The following is a 17,351-nucleotide window of genomic DNA, read 5'->3' on the forward strand; positions in this document are numbered from 1 at the left end:
CCTTTTAAAAAAAAAAATGGACTATTAATCAATTAATTTTCTATAAACCCTTTTAAACGGTTTTGAAATATCAACTTCAAGTGCTGTGCCAATGGTACTTTTAAGAATATTCAACTACTTTTTAGAAACCCTTGCTGAAAAATTTTCATAAATTCTGAACTTTTTTCAGCTTTAAACTGAAAAATTTTCAGTTTGCTGGTCGGGTGCTTATAAGTGGCTGTTAATTTTATATTCTTGAACTTTAGCGCAGCAACGATTAAACCTTTTTGATAATTTGATTGTTAATAAAGGGAAAATTTACGGAACAGACTATCAATATTTTGACATCGATGCCCTGCAGTTAAAGGTCTCGAAGACAATGAAGTTCATCGGGGCTTATAGGTGGAGTGATAAAGAAAACAATGTATCCGGAGAGCTGGCTGGAAATCCAGAAGATTAAAAAGGCGTTTATTTGCCTTTTCGACCTTATTTTTCAAATGAAGATTTTCTGTTTGTTCATCAGTTATTTTGTTGGTTTATGTAAGGATTTCAACCTTATATTAACTAGACGCACTCCCGGAGGCTGATAATTTTCCGGGGTTTCGCTGATGAGTAATACTGAAAACGTGAATAAATGCACTTAAATAACAGTTGATATGCATACAGTTTACCAGCTTCCTGGCCGTCCTTATCCGCTTGGATCTATCTGGGATGGCAAAGGGACTAACTTTGCGCTTTTTGCTGCGCATGCACAAAAAGTAGAACTCTGCTTGTACGATGAACACGGTACAGAAATTGGGCGGGTTGAGATTGCCGAACGTGATCACCATGTTTTTCACTGCTATATTCCCGATATTGGCCCCGGGCAGTTATATGGTTATCGGGTACATGGAGATTATGAACCCATTAATGGCCATAGGTTTAACCCCAATAAATTACTTATTGATCCTTATGCAAAAGCAATATCTGGTGATGTGGAATGGTGTTCTGCAGTTTTTGGTTATGATCTGGAAGGAGAAAAAGACGATCTGAGTTTCTCGGAAACCGATAGTGCGCCCTACATGCCCAAATCGGTAGTTGTTGATATGACCTATGATTGGGAGGATGATAAACCCTTGCAGATTCCCTATAACCAAAGTGTTATCTACGAACTTCATGTAAAGGGTTTTTCTAAGTTAAACCCTTTAATTCCCAAATCTCAACGTGGTACTTATGCGGGGTTGGCACATCCGGCAAGCATCCAATACCTCAAATCGCTTGGCATTACTGCCGTTGAGCTGATGCCGGTACACCAATTTGTTTCAGATGGCCATCTTATTGAAAGGGGATTGAATAATTATTGGGGGTATAATACCATAGGTTTTTTCGCGCCCGAATCCAGGTATTCTTCTTCTGGTACCAGTGGAAGTCAGGTCAGGGAGTTTAGGGATATGGTAAAAGCGCTGCATGCCGCCGGAATAGAGGTGATTTTAGATGTGGTTTATAACCATACTGCCGAGGGCAACGAAAAAGGCCCTACACTCTCCTTTAAGGGCATAGATAATTTAACCTATTATAGGCTTGAAGAAAACAACAAACGATATTATACAGATTATACGGGAACGGGGAATACCTTAAACTCAAGAATGCCTACCGTACTCAGGTTTATTATGGATAGTCTGAGGTTTTGGATACAGGAGATGCATGTAGATGGATTCAGGTTCGATCTGGCTTCAACTTTGGCAAGGGGGCTGCACGATGTTGACCGGTTGGGTGCTTTTTTTGATATTATCCACCAGGATCCGATCATTTCTACGGTAAAACTGATTGCTGAACCCTGGGATTTGGGAGAAGGTGGCTACCAGGTAGGCAAGTTTCCTCCTGGCTGGGCAGAATGGAATGGCAAATACCGTGATCTGATGCGCCGTTTCTGGAAAGGTGATCAGGGAACACTCGGGCAGTTTGCAAAAAGATTTTTGGGTAGTCCTGATATCTATATGCAGGATTATAGAAGGCCAACAGCGAGCATCAATTTCATTACGGCACACGATGGGTTTACCCTTCACGATCTGGTAAGCTATAATGAGCGGCACAATATGGCAAATGGTGATAATAATACCGATGGCGAGGCCGAGAACCATTCGTGGAATTGCGGTGCGGAAGGACAAACGGATGATAACAACATAAACGCGCTCCGAGCAAGACAAAAACGTAATTTTTTAGCCACACTGCTGCTTTCACAAGGTATCCCGATGATCACCTCGGGTGATGAATTAGGAAAGACCCAAAAAGGCAACAATAATGCCTATTGCCAGGACAATGAAATTTCGTGGATCGATTGGCAGCACAAAGATGAGGGACTTTTGAAGTTTACCCAAGACCTGATCAAACTCCGCCTAAAACATCCAAGCCTGCGTAGAAAGGAATGGATAGTAGGTGATAGGATAGATTCGGATGGTCTTTTGGATATTGCCTGGTTTTCTCCAAGCGGTAAAATTATGGAAACAGCTGATTGGCAATCGGATAGTTCTGGGAGTATCGGGATTTTTCTTCATGGGGAGGGAATACAGGGGAAAGCAGAAAATGGAGCGGATATTCTTGATGTCCATTTTTTTCTCATCTTCAATGCCCATCATGAAAGTGTAACCTTCAAACTGCCTGAAGAGAAATATGCGCCTAAATGGTCTGTTGAGATCTCTACTGATGAAGGTATAAATCCGAAAGCGCAATTTGAGGCAGATAGCAGTATAGCGGTTGGAGGAAGAACATTAATGGTACTTAAGGCAGGATAGCTGGCCTAAGGTTAATAACCCTGAAGACCATTCTTGGTTGCTAAAAAACTATTGCTAAACGCTGTACTTTAAAAGGGAAATCATTGGGTTGTTTCAGGGTAATTTGCCACCGATGAAAAATGGGTTAATAAAAAAAGCCTTTCGTTTCTGAAAGGCTAAATTGATTAATCTAAATCGTCCCGTTGATTTAATTTAATGACGTAAATTTAACTTCATGAGCGCCTGATCTAAAATGGTTTTATACTGGAAATGAGGAAGATAAATACCTGTTTTCGTCTGTTAGTTTGATCTTTTCATTGTCTGTTAATACCTTTTTCATTCTCCAAGTAACCGTAGCACGCTCCAGTTCGATGGTATTTGAGCTTAAGGTAACCGTATCAAGAAAGGGATATTTTGGCGCATCGTATCCTGGAATTGACATAGGCTTTAAATTTTCGGAAACTATGATAAACAGATAAAGGTTTATACCTATGGACATGATCCCGACCATTCGTCAAAAAACAGAAATAGGGTTGATTTTTTTGCTTTTCCGGTTGGCCAGGTCTTATAACTATGTTATATGAAAACTTTAGCCACGTGATGGTTGTTTTTTCATTATGAAAGACCTTGCTAAAAGATTTTTGTCAAATCCGATCTTATTACCCAAAGATATCACACCCAGTAATAGTTCCCTTCAGGTTATCTGCCTGTTAAATCCAGGCGTTTTCCGTTTTAAGGGAAAGACATGGCTATTGGTAAGGGTAGCAGAAAACAAGGCGCAGAAAGAGGGCTTTGTGTTTTTTCCCGTTATGAACGAACTGGGCAAGCTGGAAATTATCGAAGTTGCCATTAACGATCCTGATCTGGTTTCTACAGATGCCAGGGTTATGAATTACCGGGGACTGGATTATCTTACCACCGTCTCCCATCTCAGATTGCTCAGTAGTGACGATGGTGTCCATTTTTCAGAAAGCGACAGATTTCCCGGACTTTTTGGGATGGGTGAGCTGGAGCGTTTTGGGATAGAAGACTGCAGGGTTACTGAAATTGAAGGAGTGTATTATCTAACCTATACAGCTGTATCTGCCTCTGGCGTAGGAGTGGGACTTCGCACCACTACGGATTGGGAAAACTTTTCCCTGCCAACAATGATCCTGCCTCCACACAATAAGGATTGCGCACTTTTCGAGAGAAAAATTGACGGAAAATTTTTTGCCCTTCACCGTCCAAGTTCGAAAGAAATTGGTGGTAACTTTATCTGGCTATGCGATTCGGTTGATGCTAACCGATGGGGAAACCATAAATGCATTATTAAGACCAGGGAAGGTATGTGGGACAGTGCCCGTGTAGGCGCCGGGGCTTCGCCCATATGGACCGAGAAAGGGTGGTTGGCGATATACCACGGGGCAGATGAGCGCCATCGTTACTGCCTGGGTGCCTTTCTGCTCGACCACCAGAACCCTTCAATTGTTTTAGGAAGATCGATTGATCCGATTATGGTTCCAAGCGAGCCATATGAGTTAAGCGGGTTTTTCGGTCAAGTAGTCTTTACCAACGGACATGTAGTTGAGGGGGATAAGCTCACTATTTACTACGGAGCGGCAGACGAATTTGTCTGCGGCGCTGAATTTTCTATCGCGGAGATTTTGGCTGTAACGGTTTCCGTTCGATGATTGATTGAAACATAATTAACCTCCATCAACTATACCACGCAGGCCTCTGCAAGATTTATCAAGGTAGCTTTAAAATCAGCATATCATTTACAGCAAAATCTACAGTGGTGTTAAGCCAATTTATGCATACTGGTTTACCCGGGCAACGAAATGGTCGATATTAAAGGGCTTTGCTATAAATTCTGCGCCACATCCCGAACCCATAATTTCGTTCTTGGTCGTGTTGGCAGACATCATGATGATATTAATGACTGAGGTACGCTCATCCATGCGCAATTGCCTGCAGATATCAAGTCCGTTACCATCGGGTAACATGATATCAAGAATCGCTATATCAGGCAATCTCTGCGAGATCATATGGTTGAACGCCGCAACGGTAGGGCAGCCATTTACTTCATAGCCTTCTTCGGACAGGATATAACTGACCACTTCACTGATATCCGCATCGTCCTCCAGGACATAAACTAATTTTTTGCTCATTTGTGTTTGTCTTTGTTAGATTAGATTTAATGTGTGTGTTACAGACTAGGGACCGCAAATTTAAATGCAGCACCTTTACCGGGTTCGCTTTCCACCCATATCCGCCCTCCATGGCGTTCAATAATCTCCTTTGTAATGTAAAGGCCCAGTCCAAGTCCGGATATATTCCTGTCCTTTTCTCTTACCCTGTAAAACTGGCTGAATATATGGACCTGTTCGGCCGCAGGAATCCCTGCGCCATAATCTATCACGGAAATAACTATTTCATGGTTATGGTTTACAGCCGTTATATTAATATCGCGGGAATTTGGTGCATACTTTACTGCATTGCCGATCAGGTTTGTGATTACCTGTTCCATTCTCATTTTATCCCCTTGTAATACAAGGTCTCCTTCGCGGAAATAAATATAATTATGTCCGGGAACGGTCTGCTCAAATGTTTCGCAGATATCACCGATCAGTGCACCAAGGTCCAGCCGCTCAAAATTGAACTGTAATTTGCCAGCCTGGACTTTGGAAATGTCAAACAGGTCGTTGATCAGGATATTGAGTTTGTCTACCTGCTTGATCGCCTTGTTTAAAAAAACTTTGTTCAAACCATCCGAAGCTGTTTTTTGAAGCACCTGGAGAAAGCCGCTCATAGAGGTAAGTGGTGTTTTGAGTTCATGGGAAGCCAAGGCTATAAATTCATCTTTTTTAAGGCTAAGGGTTTTAACCTCTTCAAAAAGTTTAGAGTTATCGAGTGCTATGGCTGCCTGCGAAGCAACCCCAACTACCAGGTCTTCGTGATCCTGCAGAAATACACCTGGTTCTGGGTGACCAAAGAAAAGCCCGCCGATTACTGTCCCTGTTGAGGAAATTACAGGTACAGCCAGATAACTGACCACAGGTAGGTGTCCATCGGGCATCCCAAAATGGGGAGCCATTTTGCCATAACGTTCATCTTTTCTGATGTTGTCTACACGCACAACCCCTTCACCGCTAAAGGTAGTGTGGAATACTGCTGTATTACGGGGCATACCAAATTTTTCAAATGCCTCCCGGGGAGCGCCCGAGAGCGTATAGAGCATATAAGATTCACCTTCGGCATTGGTTTTATTGTAAAAGAAAGCGCCAAATGCCGCCCCTGTAAGTTCTGTTGTCGCATCGGTCACTTTTTGCAAAATGACATTAACATCCAGTTGTTCACTGATGCTCTTACCTATCGAATTCAGGATCATGAGCTTTTGGGAGTTGCTTTTTAAGGCGTTTTCCGCTTCTCTCTGGGCAGTGATATCCCTGGCTACCTTTGAAGCGCCAATAATTATCCCATCACTGTTCTTGATCGGGGATACTGTTAAGGAGACCTGGATTTCCTTGTTTTCCTTGCTTATCCTTATGGTTTGAAAGTGATCTATCTTAACACCTCTTTTGATACTGCCTATGATGCGTTCTTCCTCATCAAGACGGTCTGGCGGAATCAATAGAGAGATGTGGCGGCCAACGGCTTCGTTTTCGCTATAGCCGAAAATATTTTCAGCCCCTTTATTCCATGTGGTGATTATACCGTCGAGCGTTTTGCTTACGATGGCATCATCAGAACTCTCTACTATGGCTGCCAATGCGGCCTGCTTCTCATCGGCAAGTTTTTGCGCTGTAATGTTACGTGCAATTTTACTTACCCCAATAATGCGCCCCTGCTTGTTCCTTATGGGTGATACGGTAAGCGATATAGGTATTTCAGTTCCGTCCTTGGTCAGGCGTACTGTCTTGTAATGTTCGATTTTCTGGCCTGCCCTTACCTTAGTGATAATGTAATCTTCTTCATGTATCCGATCTTGAGGGATGAGGATGGTAATATGCTTCCCGATTACCTCTGATGCAGCATAACCAAAAATTCCTTGTGCTCCATTGTTCCAGCTGGTAATGAAACCATCCAGCGTTTTAGAGACGATTGCATCTTCGGATCCTTCAATAATGGCCGCCAGTGTAGCTTGCTGCTCTTCAGCGGTATACTCATCTGAAATGTCGCGGATCATTTGGGAAATGCCTATCAATTTTTGCTCAGCATCAGTAATTGGAGAGATGGTAATGGAAACATACAGGTCTTCCCCGGTTACCGATCGGCGTACGGTACGGAAATCATGGACCTTCGCACCACTCCGCACAGTGTCCACTAAGCGCTTATACTCTTCAAAAACGGCTTTTTCCATTATTCCGGAAACTGCCTTTCCGATCTGCTCCCTTGTAAAACCGAACAGTCGCTCTGCCGCCGGGTTTATATCTGTAATTTTAAAATCAATGTCATTGCAGATTACTGCGTCTTCCAAGCTTTCAAAAATCGACTTAAAGGTAAACAGTTGATTTAGGGAAGTTAAGTCCATACTGGGCGGTAATTATTTAATTAAAGGAGGTACATTCACATTAATACCCGATCTATGTCAACAACCCTGAGCGATAATAGTTTTAAGAATAAAAAAATGCATCCCTTTTGGGCTATCCATTTTAGCCTTTTTGATTGAACCCATCGACTTTGAGCTGGTGTTATGCAAAAATAAAAATTTCTTTAATTGAACTAAATGTGATTTTCGCATAATTATACGAGTTATTATTAAAATCGACTTTGCGGTGTAGAGTTTTGATTCAATATCAATAAATCTTCAGCTATACTCAGGCTGACGACCACAGGGCTTAACTTAATGATATAAGGCGTGCAACAGATATAAGACCATAGGTAACCGGTAGTAACATTTACAGCGGTTGCCATTTTTCTATTGATGCCTTAAGTTATTATATTATGGCAGAAAATGAAAAAACTTCTGATAATCACCAAAGGCGAGGAAGAACCCGACTAGAGCGAACGTCTTTTGATAACTTTTGTTGGGTTTCTCGTAATCACGATTTTTTCATCCAGGATGGCTTGTGCGACTGTTTTACCCATTGCTTCAAAATCAGTTGAGATAACAGTAATCCCATCTTCAAGCACTTCTTTCACGAGCGTATCATTATAAGAGATGAGACCTATATCCTTTCCCAACTTAAATTTCTTTTTTCGGGCGAGCTTAATTAACATCACATCATCGGTGTCGTACCTGCTAAAGGTTACATAAGCATTACCTTTTTGAAAAGTCTTTTCATCAATTTCAGATTGTATCAGGTAGGGGTACTCAGTTTCAGTACAATAATGTAAAAAACCTTCAATTACCAGCTTTGCATGGACGGCTTCGGGATGGGCAACCAAGATCAGCCGATCGTATTTTTTCAACTCGGCCTTTAGCTTATGAAGGCTATTATAAATGTCATAGCCGTAATCCTGATATATACTACTGTAATTGCCTGATAAACCTTGCTCGTTTAAATCAATAATTATTCTTTTCTTGTCGGGAATCAGGTTGAGGAGCGGGGCTACATTTTCTTTTAAAAAAGTTGCAATGACATAATGTGTATATGATCCCAGGTTTTCTTTGATCAATTTTTCGAATACCTGATAATTATGATGGTGAAAGTAGATGTCGATATCGGCGCGGTTTTCCAGTTGATTAAAAAGCGTTCTATAAAACTGTTCACGCAGAATATTCATTTTATCAAGTAGCAAAAACACGCGGAAGGAATGATGAATGGACTTTTTGCGTACATAATATCCTTTCCTATATACCGATTCTACGATACCTTTTTCAACAAGCTCATTTAGGCCTTTGAGTAAAGTTTCCTTACTCATTTTTAATTGCAACTGCAGCTGCTTAAGAGAAGGCAGCTGATCTCCAATACGTAGCTGATCAATTTCAATCAGTGACATAATGTGATCGACAAGCTGTTGGTATTTCATTTTGCCTTGATTGCCTTTCTGCAGTGTGTTTTCGGAGGTCATGGGTATATTATTTAGGCAAATGTAATTAATACACCATACAAACCAAACCAGTCCACCTAACAAATATTCAATAATTAGCCCATTTCGGGCGTAAAGAGCTTTTTTTATTTTTTTTATCTTTTGAAAAGAAATAAAATATACTATATTTGTTTACTTACCAGTCCAGACCAGACTAATGTTATGAGCGTTTGGTTTATATGCGTAGGAATTATTGTTATACCGCTCTAATTGCTATTCTCGGAATCTGGATGAGGTTTTAAATGCTTTAGCAAGTCATTTAAAAATATACTGCGGATATGTAAATGTCTGTCGTAGCAATGCAACCAAATATAATAATGAATATGAAACCAAACTTACTCTTAACTGTGCTATTGGTTCTGGGCATTCCGCTTTCCATTCTGGCCCAAGCGGTAAAAACCATTACCGGAACTGTTACAGAAGAAACCGGGAAACCCTTGCCGGGTGCGAAAGTAGTCATCCAGGGGAAAACGGCTTCCCGCGTAACAGATGATCAGGGCCGCTTTAGCTTTTCCAATGCAAAGGAAAGTGAACTATTGGTTGTCTCCATGGTTGGCTACATCAGCAAAACTGTGGTTATCACCAGTCAAAACCAGTATAAAATTCAGCTGGTACCTAACAACACTGCTTTAGATGATGTGGTAATTGTTGGTTATGGCCAGGTAAAACGAAAGGACCTTACTGGTTCGGTCGGTTCTGTAGTGATGAAAGATATGGAAAAAGCACCGGTGGTTTCTTTTGAAGATGCTTTGGCAGGAAGGGTGGCAGGAGTGCAGGTCGGTTCTGGTGATGGACAGCCAGGCAGTATTAGCAACATCACCATTCGCGGAGGAAATTCCATTACCCAGTCTAACTCACCGCTTTATGTAATTGATGGCTTTCCTTTGGAAAATCCCGACAACAATACCATTAATCCGGATGATATTGAATCAATAGATATATTGAAAGACGCATCTTCTACCGCAATTTATGGAGCGAGAGGGGCCAATGGGGTAATCATAATCAAGACCAAGGAAGGTAAGGTAGGCGCACCGGTAGTTAACTATAACAATTGGCTGGGCTATCAGTATCCGTCAAAACAGATAGAAGTGATGAGCCCTTATGAGTTTGTGAAGTATCAGCTGGACCTGAATAAGACTTCGGCTACCGCTTTGTATCTTAAGGACGGCAAAACTTTAGATGCGTACCGCAATGAGCGCGGGATAAACTGGCAGGATAATGTATTACAGAATGCATTTATGCAAAATCATAGCTTCTCTATGAGGGGCGGCACTGCGGCTACAAAATATTCGGTAAGCAGCTCTTATTTAGATCAGAACGGAATTGTTATTAATGGTGGATATAAGAGATACCAGGGGCGGTTTCAGATCGATCAGCGTGTAGGGAAAAACATGAGAATTGGCATTAATACCAATTATACATACGGAATCAAAAAAGGTCAGATCGCAAATCTAACCAGTGATAACTTAAACAGCAGCTCGGCCGGAAATGCCAGTTCGTATTTGATGTACAGTACATGGGGATACAGGCCTGTTACTGGCAATGCGGATGATGAAAATTTCCTTGATCAGCCATTTGACGATGATGTGGCGGGCAATACAGATTTAAGGATAAATCCGGTGGTAAACTCCAACAACTTGTATCAGTATGCTTTTAACAAATCACTTACTGCCAATGCTTTTGCGGAGTATGCTTTCCTGAAGTATTTTAAGTTTAAGGTGAGTGGCGGGATGACGGATACCCGTTTGGTTTTTGAGCGTTTTAACAATTCTAATACGGCAGCTGGAAATCCACGGACCGTTTATGGGCAAAGCTATGGCATTAATGGTTCCCTCGAAAATCAAAATATCCGCAGTTTACTGAACGAGAACCTGCTCACATTTAACAGGACATTTAACAAGAAACACCGTTTAGATGCAGTGGCTGGATTTACCATGCAGCGAAATAGTATGGAAGGTGATGGATTTGTATCTATTTTATTGCCAAATGAGTCATTGGGTGTCAGGGGGCTTGATCAGGGGACTGTCCTGGTAAAAATAACCTCAGGTAGTTATTCAACGCTGGTGTCTTTCCTGGGACGTGTGAACTATACGTTTAATTCCCGCTACCTGTTCACGGCTTCTATCCGTAGTGATGGATCTTCAAAATTTGCCCGGGATAACAGAGTGGGTTATTTCCCTTCCGGGGCCTTTGCCTGGAATATTGGGGAAGAAAATTTCCTGAAATCAGTTAAAGCCATTTCTTCCGCAAAACTGAGGGCTTCCTATGGAATTACCGGAAACAACCGGGTATCAGACTTTGCGTACCTGAGTATTTTGGATCAGGAAGTAGGCGCCAACACCGGAAATACCAGAAGTGGCTATTATTTTAACGGACAATACATTAAAGGAACTATACCTGTTGGGCTGGGAAATGAGAACCTTAAATGGGAGCGAACCGGAAACCTTGACCTTGGAATAGACTTAAGTTTCTTTAAGCAACGCATCAGTTTAACTACCGATTATTATTATAAAAGAACCACAGACTTGTTGCTGAATGCTTCATTGCCTACTTCAACCGGGTACCTTGCCGCATTTAAAAATATTGGTGTTGTGGTAAACAGGGGCTTGGAGTTTACCTTAAATACAATAAACGTGAGTACAAAGAAATTTAGCTGGACATCCAATTTTAACATTGCCTTTAATACCAACAAGATCGAAGAGTTGAATGGTGATCAGCCTAGTTTGATTACACGTGTTTCGAACTGGAACGCCAATTTCAATAACTCTTTACCCTATATTGCCTTACCAGGGCGTCCCGTAGCCTTGTTTTACGGCTATGTTTTTGATGGCGTGTACCCTTTAAGTGATTTCAATGTACTATCTAACGGTAGCTATGAGCTGAAACCTGATGTACCGAATAATGGGAGCGCCCGCTCGCTCATTAAGCCGGGCTTCATCAAATACAAAGACATTAACGGAGATGGGGTGGTAGATGCAAATGATCAGACGATTGTTGGTAATCCTAATCCGAAACACATTGGAGGTTTTTCCAATAATTTCACTTATGGACCATTTGACCTCAATGTTTTCTTACAATGGTCTTACGGAAATGACATTTTAAATGCGAACCGGATTGTATTTGAAGGCGCAGAAGCCAGACCAAGTCTTAATATGTTTAAAACCTACGAGAACAGGTGGTCTCTGGAAAATCAGAACAGCGATTTGCCTGTCGCAGGTGGTTATGGTCCTAATGTATTCTCCGACAGAAATATAGAAGATGGCTCCTTCCTACGGTTAAAGACGGTCTCGTTGGGCTACAACCTTTCTTCTACAATAACGAAAAAGCTGAAAATACAATCAGCCCGCTTTAATGTTTCGGCACAAAACCTGATAACCTGGACCAACTATTCCGGTTTGGACCCTGAAGTTTCAGTGCGCCATTCTGCGCTTACACCGGGTTTCGACTGGAGCCCATATCCAAGGGCGCGCACCATCACCTTTGGTATGAACCTAACTTTTTAACGATAAATGTTTTTACAAATGAAAACAACTTTATTATATATCGCGATGATGCTGGCACTGGTTGTTAGCTCATGTTCAAAGATCCTGGATACAACCCCACAGGATTTTGTATCGCCAGTAAATTATTACAATACAGAAAGTGAACTGCAATCTGCACTGGCCGGAGTATACGACCGTTTGGGCGATAACAGGGTTTATTCACAAGGGATGTCTTGCTACATGGTTTTTAGTGACGAATTTTTTATGAAAAACCAGACATCGGGAATGAATGCCAATATTGTGGATGCTTCGACACTGGAATTAAACAGACATTGGGAAACGCTTTACACGGGTATTGAGCGAGCGAACATGTTACTCGAAAACATAGATAAGGCCGTTAAGGTGACTGCTGAAAAACGCAACGAAATAAAAGGGCAGGCACTATTTTTAAGGGCTTACTATTATTTTCTGCTGGCAGATGAGTTTGGAGGCGTGCCTTTAAAGCTTCAATCGAGTAAATCACCTGAAGAACCGCCTCTTCCTGGCACGCCGTTAAAGGACCTTTACGAACGTATCGTTACTGATATGAAACAGGCAGAAGGCCTGGTGAAATCCGTTTCTGATTATGGCTATAATACCCGTATTACGAAAACTACCGTACAGGGTATACTCGCGAGGGTCTATATGACTATGGCAGGCGCCCCGTTAAATGATGTTGCAAAATATGCTGATGCCAGAACTTATGCAGAAAAAGTAATGCTGTCAGGATTGCACAGCCTTAATCCCGATTTCAAACAAATCTATATCAACCATGTTCAGGAGATTTTCGATACAAGGGAAAATTTGTGGGAAGTAGAATTTAAAGGCGTAAACCAGGGCGAAATACAAGAGGGCGGCATGATTGGAAGTTATAATGGTATTACCTGTGGAAATATTGAACTGGGATATGGTTATGATTATGTTCATGCTACGGCGAAACTTTACAACGCTTATGCAAATGGCGACCTGAGAAGGGACTGGACAGTTGCTCCTTACCGGTATGTTACAAGCGGACAAACGGCTGTGCGGACCAATTGGGCAGCAGATCAGGTATACGACCGTAGCAATGGGAAATGGAGGCGCGAGTATGAACTTCTTTTACCAAGAAATCAAAACTATACCGGTACAAACTGGCCGCTGTTAAGGTATGCCGATGTATTGCTGATGTTTGCAGAGGCTGATAATTATACCAACAATGGGCCCTCTGCAAATGCGTATAAAGCGATAAATATGGTGAGGCGAAGAGGCTATGGAAAAGATGTACTTGTTCCTGATGTGGCGGCCGATGCTGCTGCTAATTTGTCGCAGCAGGACTTCCTTGATCTGATCAGGAATGAACGGTTACGTGAGCTTGCTTTTGAGGGCATCCGGAAGCACGATCTTGTACGATGGGGTATTTATCCATCCGTTATGCAAACACAGGCAAGAGAATACCAAACCAACATGCCAACTGCTTTAAAAGACGCGGCTGTTACACAGGCACAGCGCGTTACAGATCGTGCTGTTTTATTCCCGATCCCGAACAGCGAACTGGCCGTTAACCCTAATATCAAACAAAATACAGGATGGTAACTACAAAATTGTATAAGATGAATAAGCTATTAATTGCATCTGTAATATTATTTTCCCTGGCTTCCTGCCAGAAGACCTATGAGCTGGCTCCGCAGGATGATTTTTCTGTTGAGTTGGAAAAAAACAGTTATAAAGTTGGAGAGCCCGTTAGGTTTATAATTAATGGTAAACCAGAGAACATTGTATTTTGGTCGGGAGAAGCCGGACGCAAATATGAGTACCGGAAAAGAACGGTTGTGGAAGGAAATGCGGTTTCCCTCAATTTTAAAACTTATGCCCAGTTCGGCTTAATGCCCATCGATCAATCGGTGATAAAACTGTACGTATCTACCAATTTCAACGGAATATATGATGCTACAAATGTAAAGGCTGCTACCTGGGAAGATATTACAGATAAAGCTGTATTATCTGCCGGCCTGGATCAGACCCCCTCAGGAAATATCAGCCTGAACACTTTTGCCGCGCGGAACAAAAATATGGCGCTGGCTTTGGTTTATAAGACCACTGTTATAAAACCAGAAGCACAGCAAAACCGTTGGGTGGTCCGTTCTTTCGATCTAAAAAGCACCAATCAGCAAGGGGAAGAAACGGTACTGGCCACTATGGCTACCGCCGGCTGGACTGCTTTTAATTTTAGTGGTCCTGCAACCAATTGGAGTATTAGTTCAGCACAGTTGCTTACGGTGAGGAACAGTACCGATCTTGATGACGACTGGGTAGTAAGCAAACAGTTCAACCCTAATAGTATTTTGCCAGACGTAGGGGAGCCTATTAAGAATATTTCCCAGAAACTGACAGATTATACCAGGGTTTATACTAAAGCTGGTGTATATAAAGTGTCGTTTGTGGCAACCAACGCCAATGTAGAAGAATCACTTACAGTTGTAAAAGAAATAGATTTAACCATTACCCAATGAGATTAAACCCTTTAATTTTAATCATGCTGTTGCTTGCTTTTGCAAATAGCAGCTATGCCCAGCTAGCGCCCAAAGCCCGATTAACAAATGATGTACTTCGCCTGAACTGGGAAGATACCGGTAAGGGATATCAAATAAAACAGCTGTCAGTAAAAGGTGAAAACGGATGGCATTCCCTGTCTGGCACATTGGGGCAATATAACCTGCTTTACAGTGCAGATCAACCCAGGATGGATTCGGAGGCTAAGGACAAAAACGGGAAAGAAATTCAGTTTCCTGAACCTGAATACCGCTATATCATTCCTACCTGGAAGGCGAATACCTCTGCGGTTTCTTTAAATAAGGAAGGTCGTGCCATTTTATTTTATCCACAGCAGTATAAGCAGGTTGGTAATACACTCGTTTTTCAGCAAAAAACAGCGGTTTCTACCGTAAAAGCAATCTGGAAACTAGATCCTGTTTACAAAAATGATCTATGTGTTTCTATTCATTTAACAGCCGAGAGGGATGGATATTATTCCATAGCAACTCCGGCATTGAACACAAACGACAAAAAAAGTTTTGAATGGGGCTGTATCCCAGGTGTGTTTCAAGGCAGTACCATCAACAATAACTTTACAGATGCCTATGCTTATGGACACGGAATTCCGGATAGACCGGTGGTGGTAAGAGAAAGAACAGCGGCTGCACTTACAGCTATGCTCACCAATAGAGATGGAATTACACTCGCCGTAACGGCCGAGCCGGGAACAGCCAGACACCCATGGGAATATGATAAATCTACCCAGTCGAACTGGCTGCTTGGCCTGTCGCTGATCAACAGGCAGGAACAACTGAGCCCAACCTTATATCATCCGGTACTGGGGCAAAACAAGTCGTATTTAAAAAAGGGGGAAAGCATCTCCTTTGATTTCAGGTACACCATCAATACTTCAAACTGGTATCAGGCATATCAGCATGTCGTAAATGATGTTTACCGCTTTGATGAGTTACTGCACTTAAAGCAAACCAAGCTTTCCTTATCTGATCGCATGGAACAGCTTTTAGACTATGTGAAAAAGGACAGTACTTCACGGTGGCGGACTTTCGATTATCACGGCCGGACGATCGGTGCCCAGGAATATTTGGGTGGAGTGTACGGCTCTGAAAAAGACGCCGTAAAAAATGCCGATTATGGGGCCATGTGGATGTTGGCGAATATCACTCAAGATCCGATTCTGGTTCAGAAACGTCTTAAAGATGCATTGAACTTTAAATTGGCACAGCAAAATACCTCCGGCGGGTTCTTTCACGGAGCTGCAGCTGGTCAATATTACCTCCACAATTCAAAACGGTTTACCGAAGAGTGGGGGCCTTATACCGAGCCAATTGCAACCACTTATTATATGCTGCTTGATATGGGAAATGTGTCCTTATTTGAGCCAGATAATCAGCAGCTTAAATCGGGTATACGTATGGCGGCCGACTGGCTTTTGACTAAAATGAAACCAGAAGGTTATTGGGAAGTAGCTTATCATAACGACACGCAAAAACCTATGTTTGAAGATCTGAAAGATTACAGACCTACTTTTTACGGGCTGTTGGTAGCATACCAAACGCTTCGGGATAGGAAATACCTGGAGGCGGCTGTAAAAGCTGCAGACTGGTATATCAAAAATGCTGTAGAGAAAGGATACTTTTTAGGTGTTTGCGGAGATGCCAGGTTTGCGCCTGATTTTGCAACGGGACAAAGTGCCCAGGCTTTGCTCGATCTGTATGAAATTACAAAGGATGTACGATTTAAACAGGCTGCCATTAAAACTGCACAATTCTATACCACCTCCATCTATTCTCATCCGATTCCGAATAAAGAAAGCAAAAAAGTTGGGTCGAGACAATTGGAAGACTGGCAAATAAGCCAGGTGGGGCTAAGCTTTGAACATGGAGGAATTTTAGGTTCCGCAAATAACAGCGGCCCCATTATGCTCGCAAGCCATGCCGGCATGTTTGTAAGGTTATTTCAACTGACAAAAGATTCGCTATACCTTAAAATGGCAAGGACTGCAGCTTTAAGTAAAGATGCTTTTGTAGACCCCGCCACAGGAGTCGCTTCCTATTATTGGAGCGCCATGAACAAGGGAGCCGGGCCTTTTCCTCATCACGCTTGGTGGCAGGTGGGTTGGATCACCGATTACCTGATGGCAGAACTTTCCTTACGTTCGCAGGGGCGGATTGATTTTCCTTCAGGTTTTCTTACGCCTAAGGTTGGCCCTCACAAAACATTTGGCTTCAGGCAGGGAAAAATATTTGACAAGCAGGGAGACCTGGCATTGATGGAAAAACTGGTTTTATTGAACAATCCCAATATGGACTATGTATGCGCTGTGAATAAGCAGGATAAAGTGTTTTACCTGTTTGTATTGAATAACGATGACGAAATACAGGAAAGTACACTCAAGCTAGACATGTCCCGTTTTATTTCAGGGCACAGCCTGGATTTGAAAACTGCCAAATGTTTTTCTGCATCAGGTTCAAAAATTCCTTTTTCTACAGGAGACCCTATAAAAATAGCACCTTATGGCCTCCAGGTTTATGCATTTACATACAAATAAATT

Annotated in this window: 10 protein-coding genes; 6 read left to right on the forward strand and 4 right to left on the reverse strand. The window is 42.1% G+C overall.

Annotated features, from left to right (window positions below; all coding sequences use genetic code 11):
• Positions 1-635 precede the first annotated feature (635 nt).
• A complete protein-coding gene (glgX, locus tag LQ201_RS24105) occupies positions 636-2,750 on the forward strand; it encodes a glycogen debranching protein GlgX (RefSeq protein ID WP_230146216.1) in 2,115 nt (704 codons plus the stop codon).
• Positions 2,751-2,988: 238 nt separating this feature from the next.
• On the opposite strand, the gene LQ201_RS24110 is transcribed toward glgX, so the two are convergent.
• Positions 2,989-3,171, reverse strand: a complete 183-nt coding sequence (locus LQ201_RS24110) for a hypothetical protein (RefSeq protein WP_230146217.1) — start codon at positions 3,169-3,171, stop codon at positions 2,989-2,991.
• Positions 3,172-3,370: 199 nt separating this feature from the next.
• On the opposite strand from LQ201_RS24110, the gene LQ201_RS24115 reads away from it, so the two are divergent.
• Positions 3,371-4,402 (forward strand): glycoside hydrolase family 130 protein, encoded by a 1,032-nt coding sequence (locus LQ201_RS24115; protein ID WP_371823068.1) that lies wholly within the window; start codon positions 3,371-3,373, stop codon positions 4,400-4,402.
• A gap of 120 nt (positions 4,403-4,522) precedes the next feature.
• Here LQ201_RS24115 and LQ201_RS24120 read toward each other — a convergent pair whose 3' ends face one another.
• The 3 genes from LQ201_RS24120 to LQ201_RS24130 form a co-directional block, all read right to left on the reverse strand.
• Positions 4,523-4,882 carry a response regulator transcription factor gene (locus tag LQ201_RS24120; RefSeq protein WP_215126336.1) on the reverse strand — a complete coding sequence of 120 codons (360 nt, stop codon included), beginning with the start codon at positions 4,880-4,882 and terminating at the stop codon, positions 4,523-4,525.
• Between the two features lie 38 nt (positions 4,883-4,920).
• Positions 4,921-7,245 carry a PAS domain S-box protein gene (locus tag LQ201_RS24125; RefSeq protein ID WP_230146219.1) on the reverse strand — a complete coding sequence of 775 codons (2,325 nt, stop codon included), beginning with the start codon at positions 7,243-7,245 and terminating at the stop codon, positions 4,921-4,923.
• A gap of 467 nt (positions 7,246-7,712) precedes the next feature.
• Positions 7,713-8,729 carry a GntR family transcriptional regulator gene (locus LQ201_RS24130; protein WP_230146220.1) on the reverse strand — a complete coding sequence of 339 codons (1,017 nt, stop codon included), beginning with the start codon at positions 8,727-8,729 and terminating at the stop codon, positions 7,713-7,715.
• Between the two features lie 341 nt (positions 8,730-9,070).
• Between LQ201_RS24130 and LQ201_RS24135 the strand changes: the two genes are divergently transcribed.
• The 4 genes from LQ201_RS24135 to LQ201_RS24150 are packed head-to-tail and all read left to right on the forward strand — an operon-like array spanning position 9,071 to position 17,348.
• Complete coding sequence (locus LQ201_RS24135) at positions 9,071-12,250, forward strand: TonB-dependent receptor (RefSeq protein WP_230146221.1); 3,180 nt, start codon at positions 9,071-9,073, stop codon at positions 12,248-12,250.
• An 18-nt stretch (positions 12,251-12,268) separates the two neighbouring features.
• The gene (locus LQ201_RS24140; RefSeq protein ID WP_230146222.1) at positions 12,269-13,840 is read left to right on the forward strand and encodes a RagB/SusD family nutrient uptake outer membrane protein; all 1,572 of its coding nucleotides are present in this window, start codon (positions 12,269-12,271) and stop codon (positions 13,838-13,840) included.
• A gap of 17 nt (positions 13,841-13,857) precedes the next feature.
• Positions 13,858-14,757: a DUF5017 domain-containing protein gene (locus LQ201_RS24145; protein WP_230146223.1), complete on the forward strand. Its 900-nt coding sequence runs from the start codon at positions 13,858-13,860 to the stop codon at positions 14,755-14,757.
• Positions 14,754-17,348 carry a glycerophosphoryl diester phosphodiesterase gene (locus tag LQ201_RS24150; RefSeq protein ID WP_230146224.1) on the forward strand — a complete coding sequence of 865 codons (2,595 nt, stop codon included), beginning with the start codon at positions 14,754-14,756 and terminating at the stop codon, positions 17,346-17,348. The genes LQ201_RS24145 and LQ201_RS24150 overlap by 4 nt, the downstream gene beginning before the upstream one ends.
• Positions 17,349-17,351 lie beyond the last annotated feature (3 nt).

Origin of the sequence: Pedobacter sp. Bi126 (genome assembly GCF_918698245.1) — a bacterium.
GTDB lineage: Bacteria > Bacteroidota > Bacteroidia > Sphingobacteriales > Sphingobacteriaceae > Pedobacter.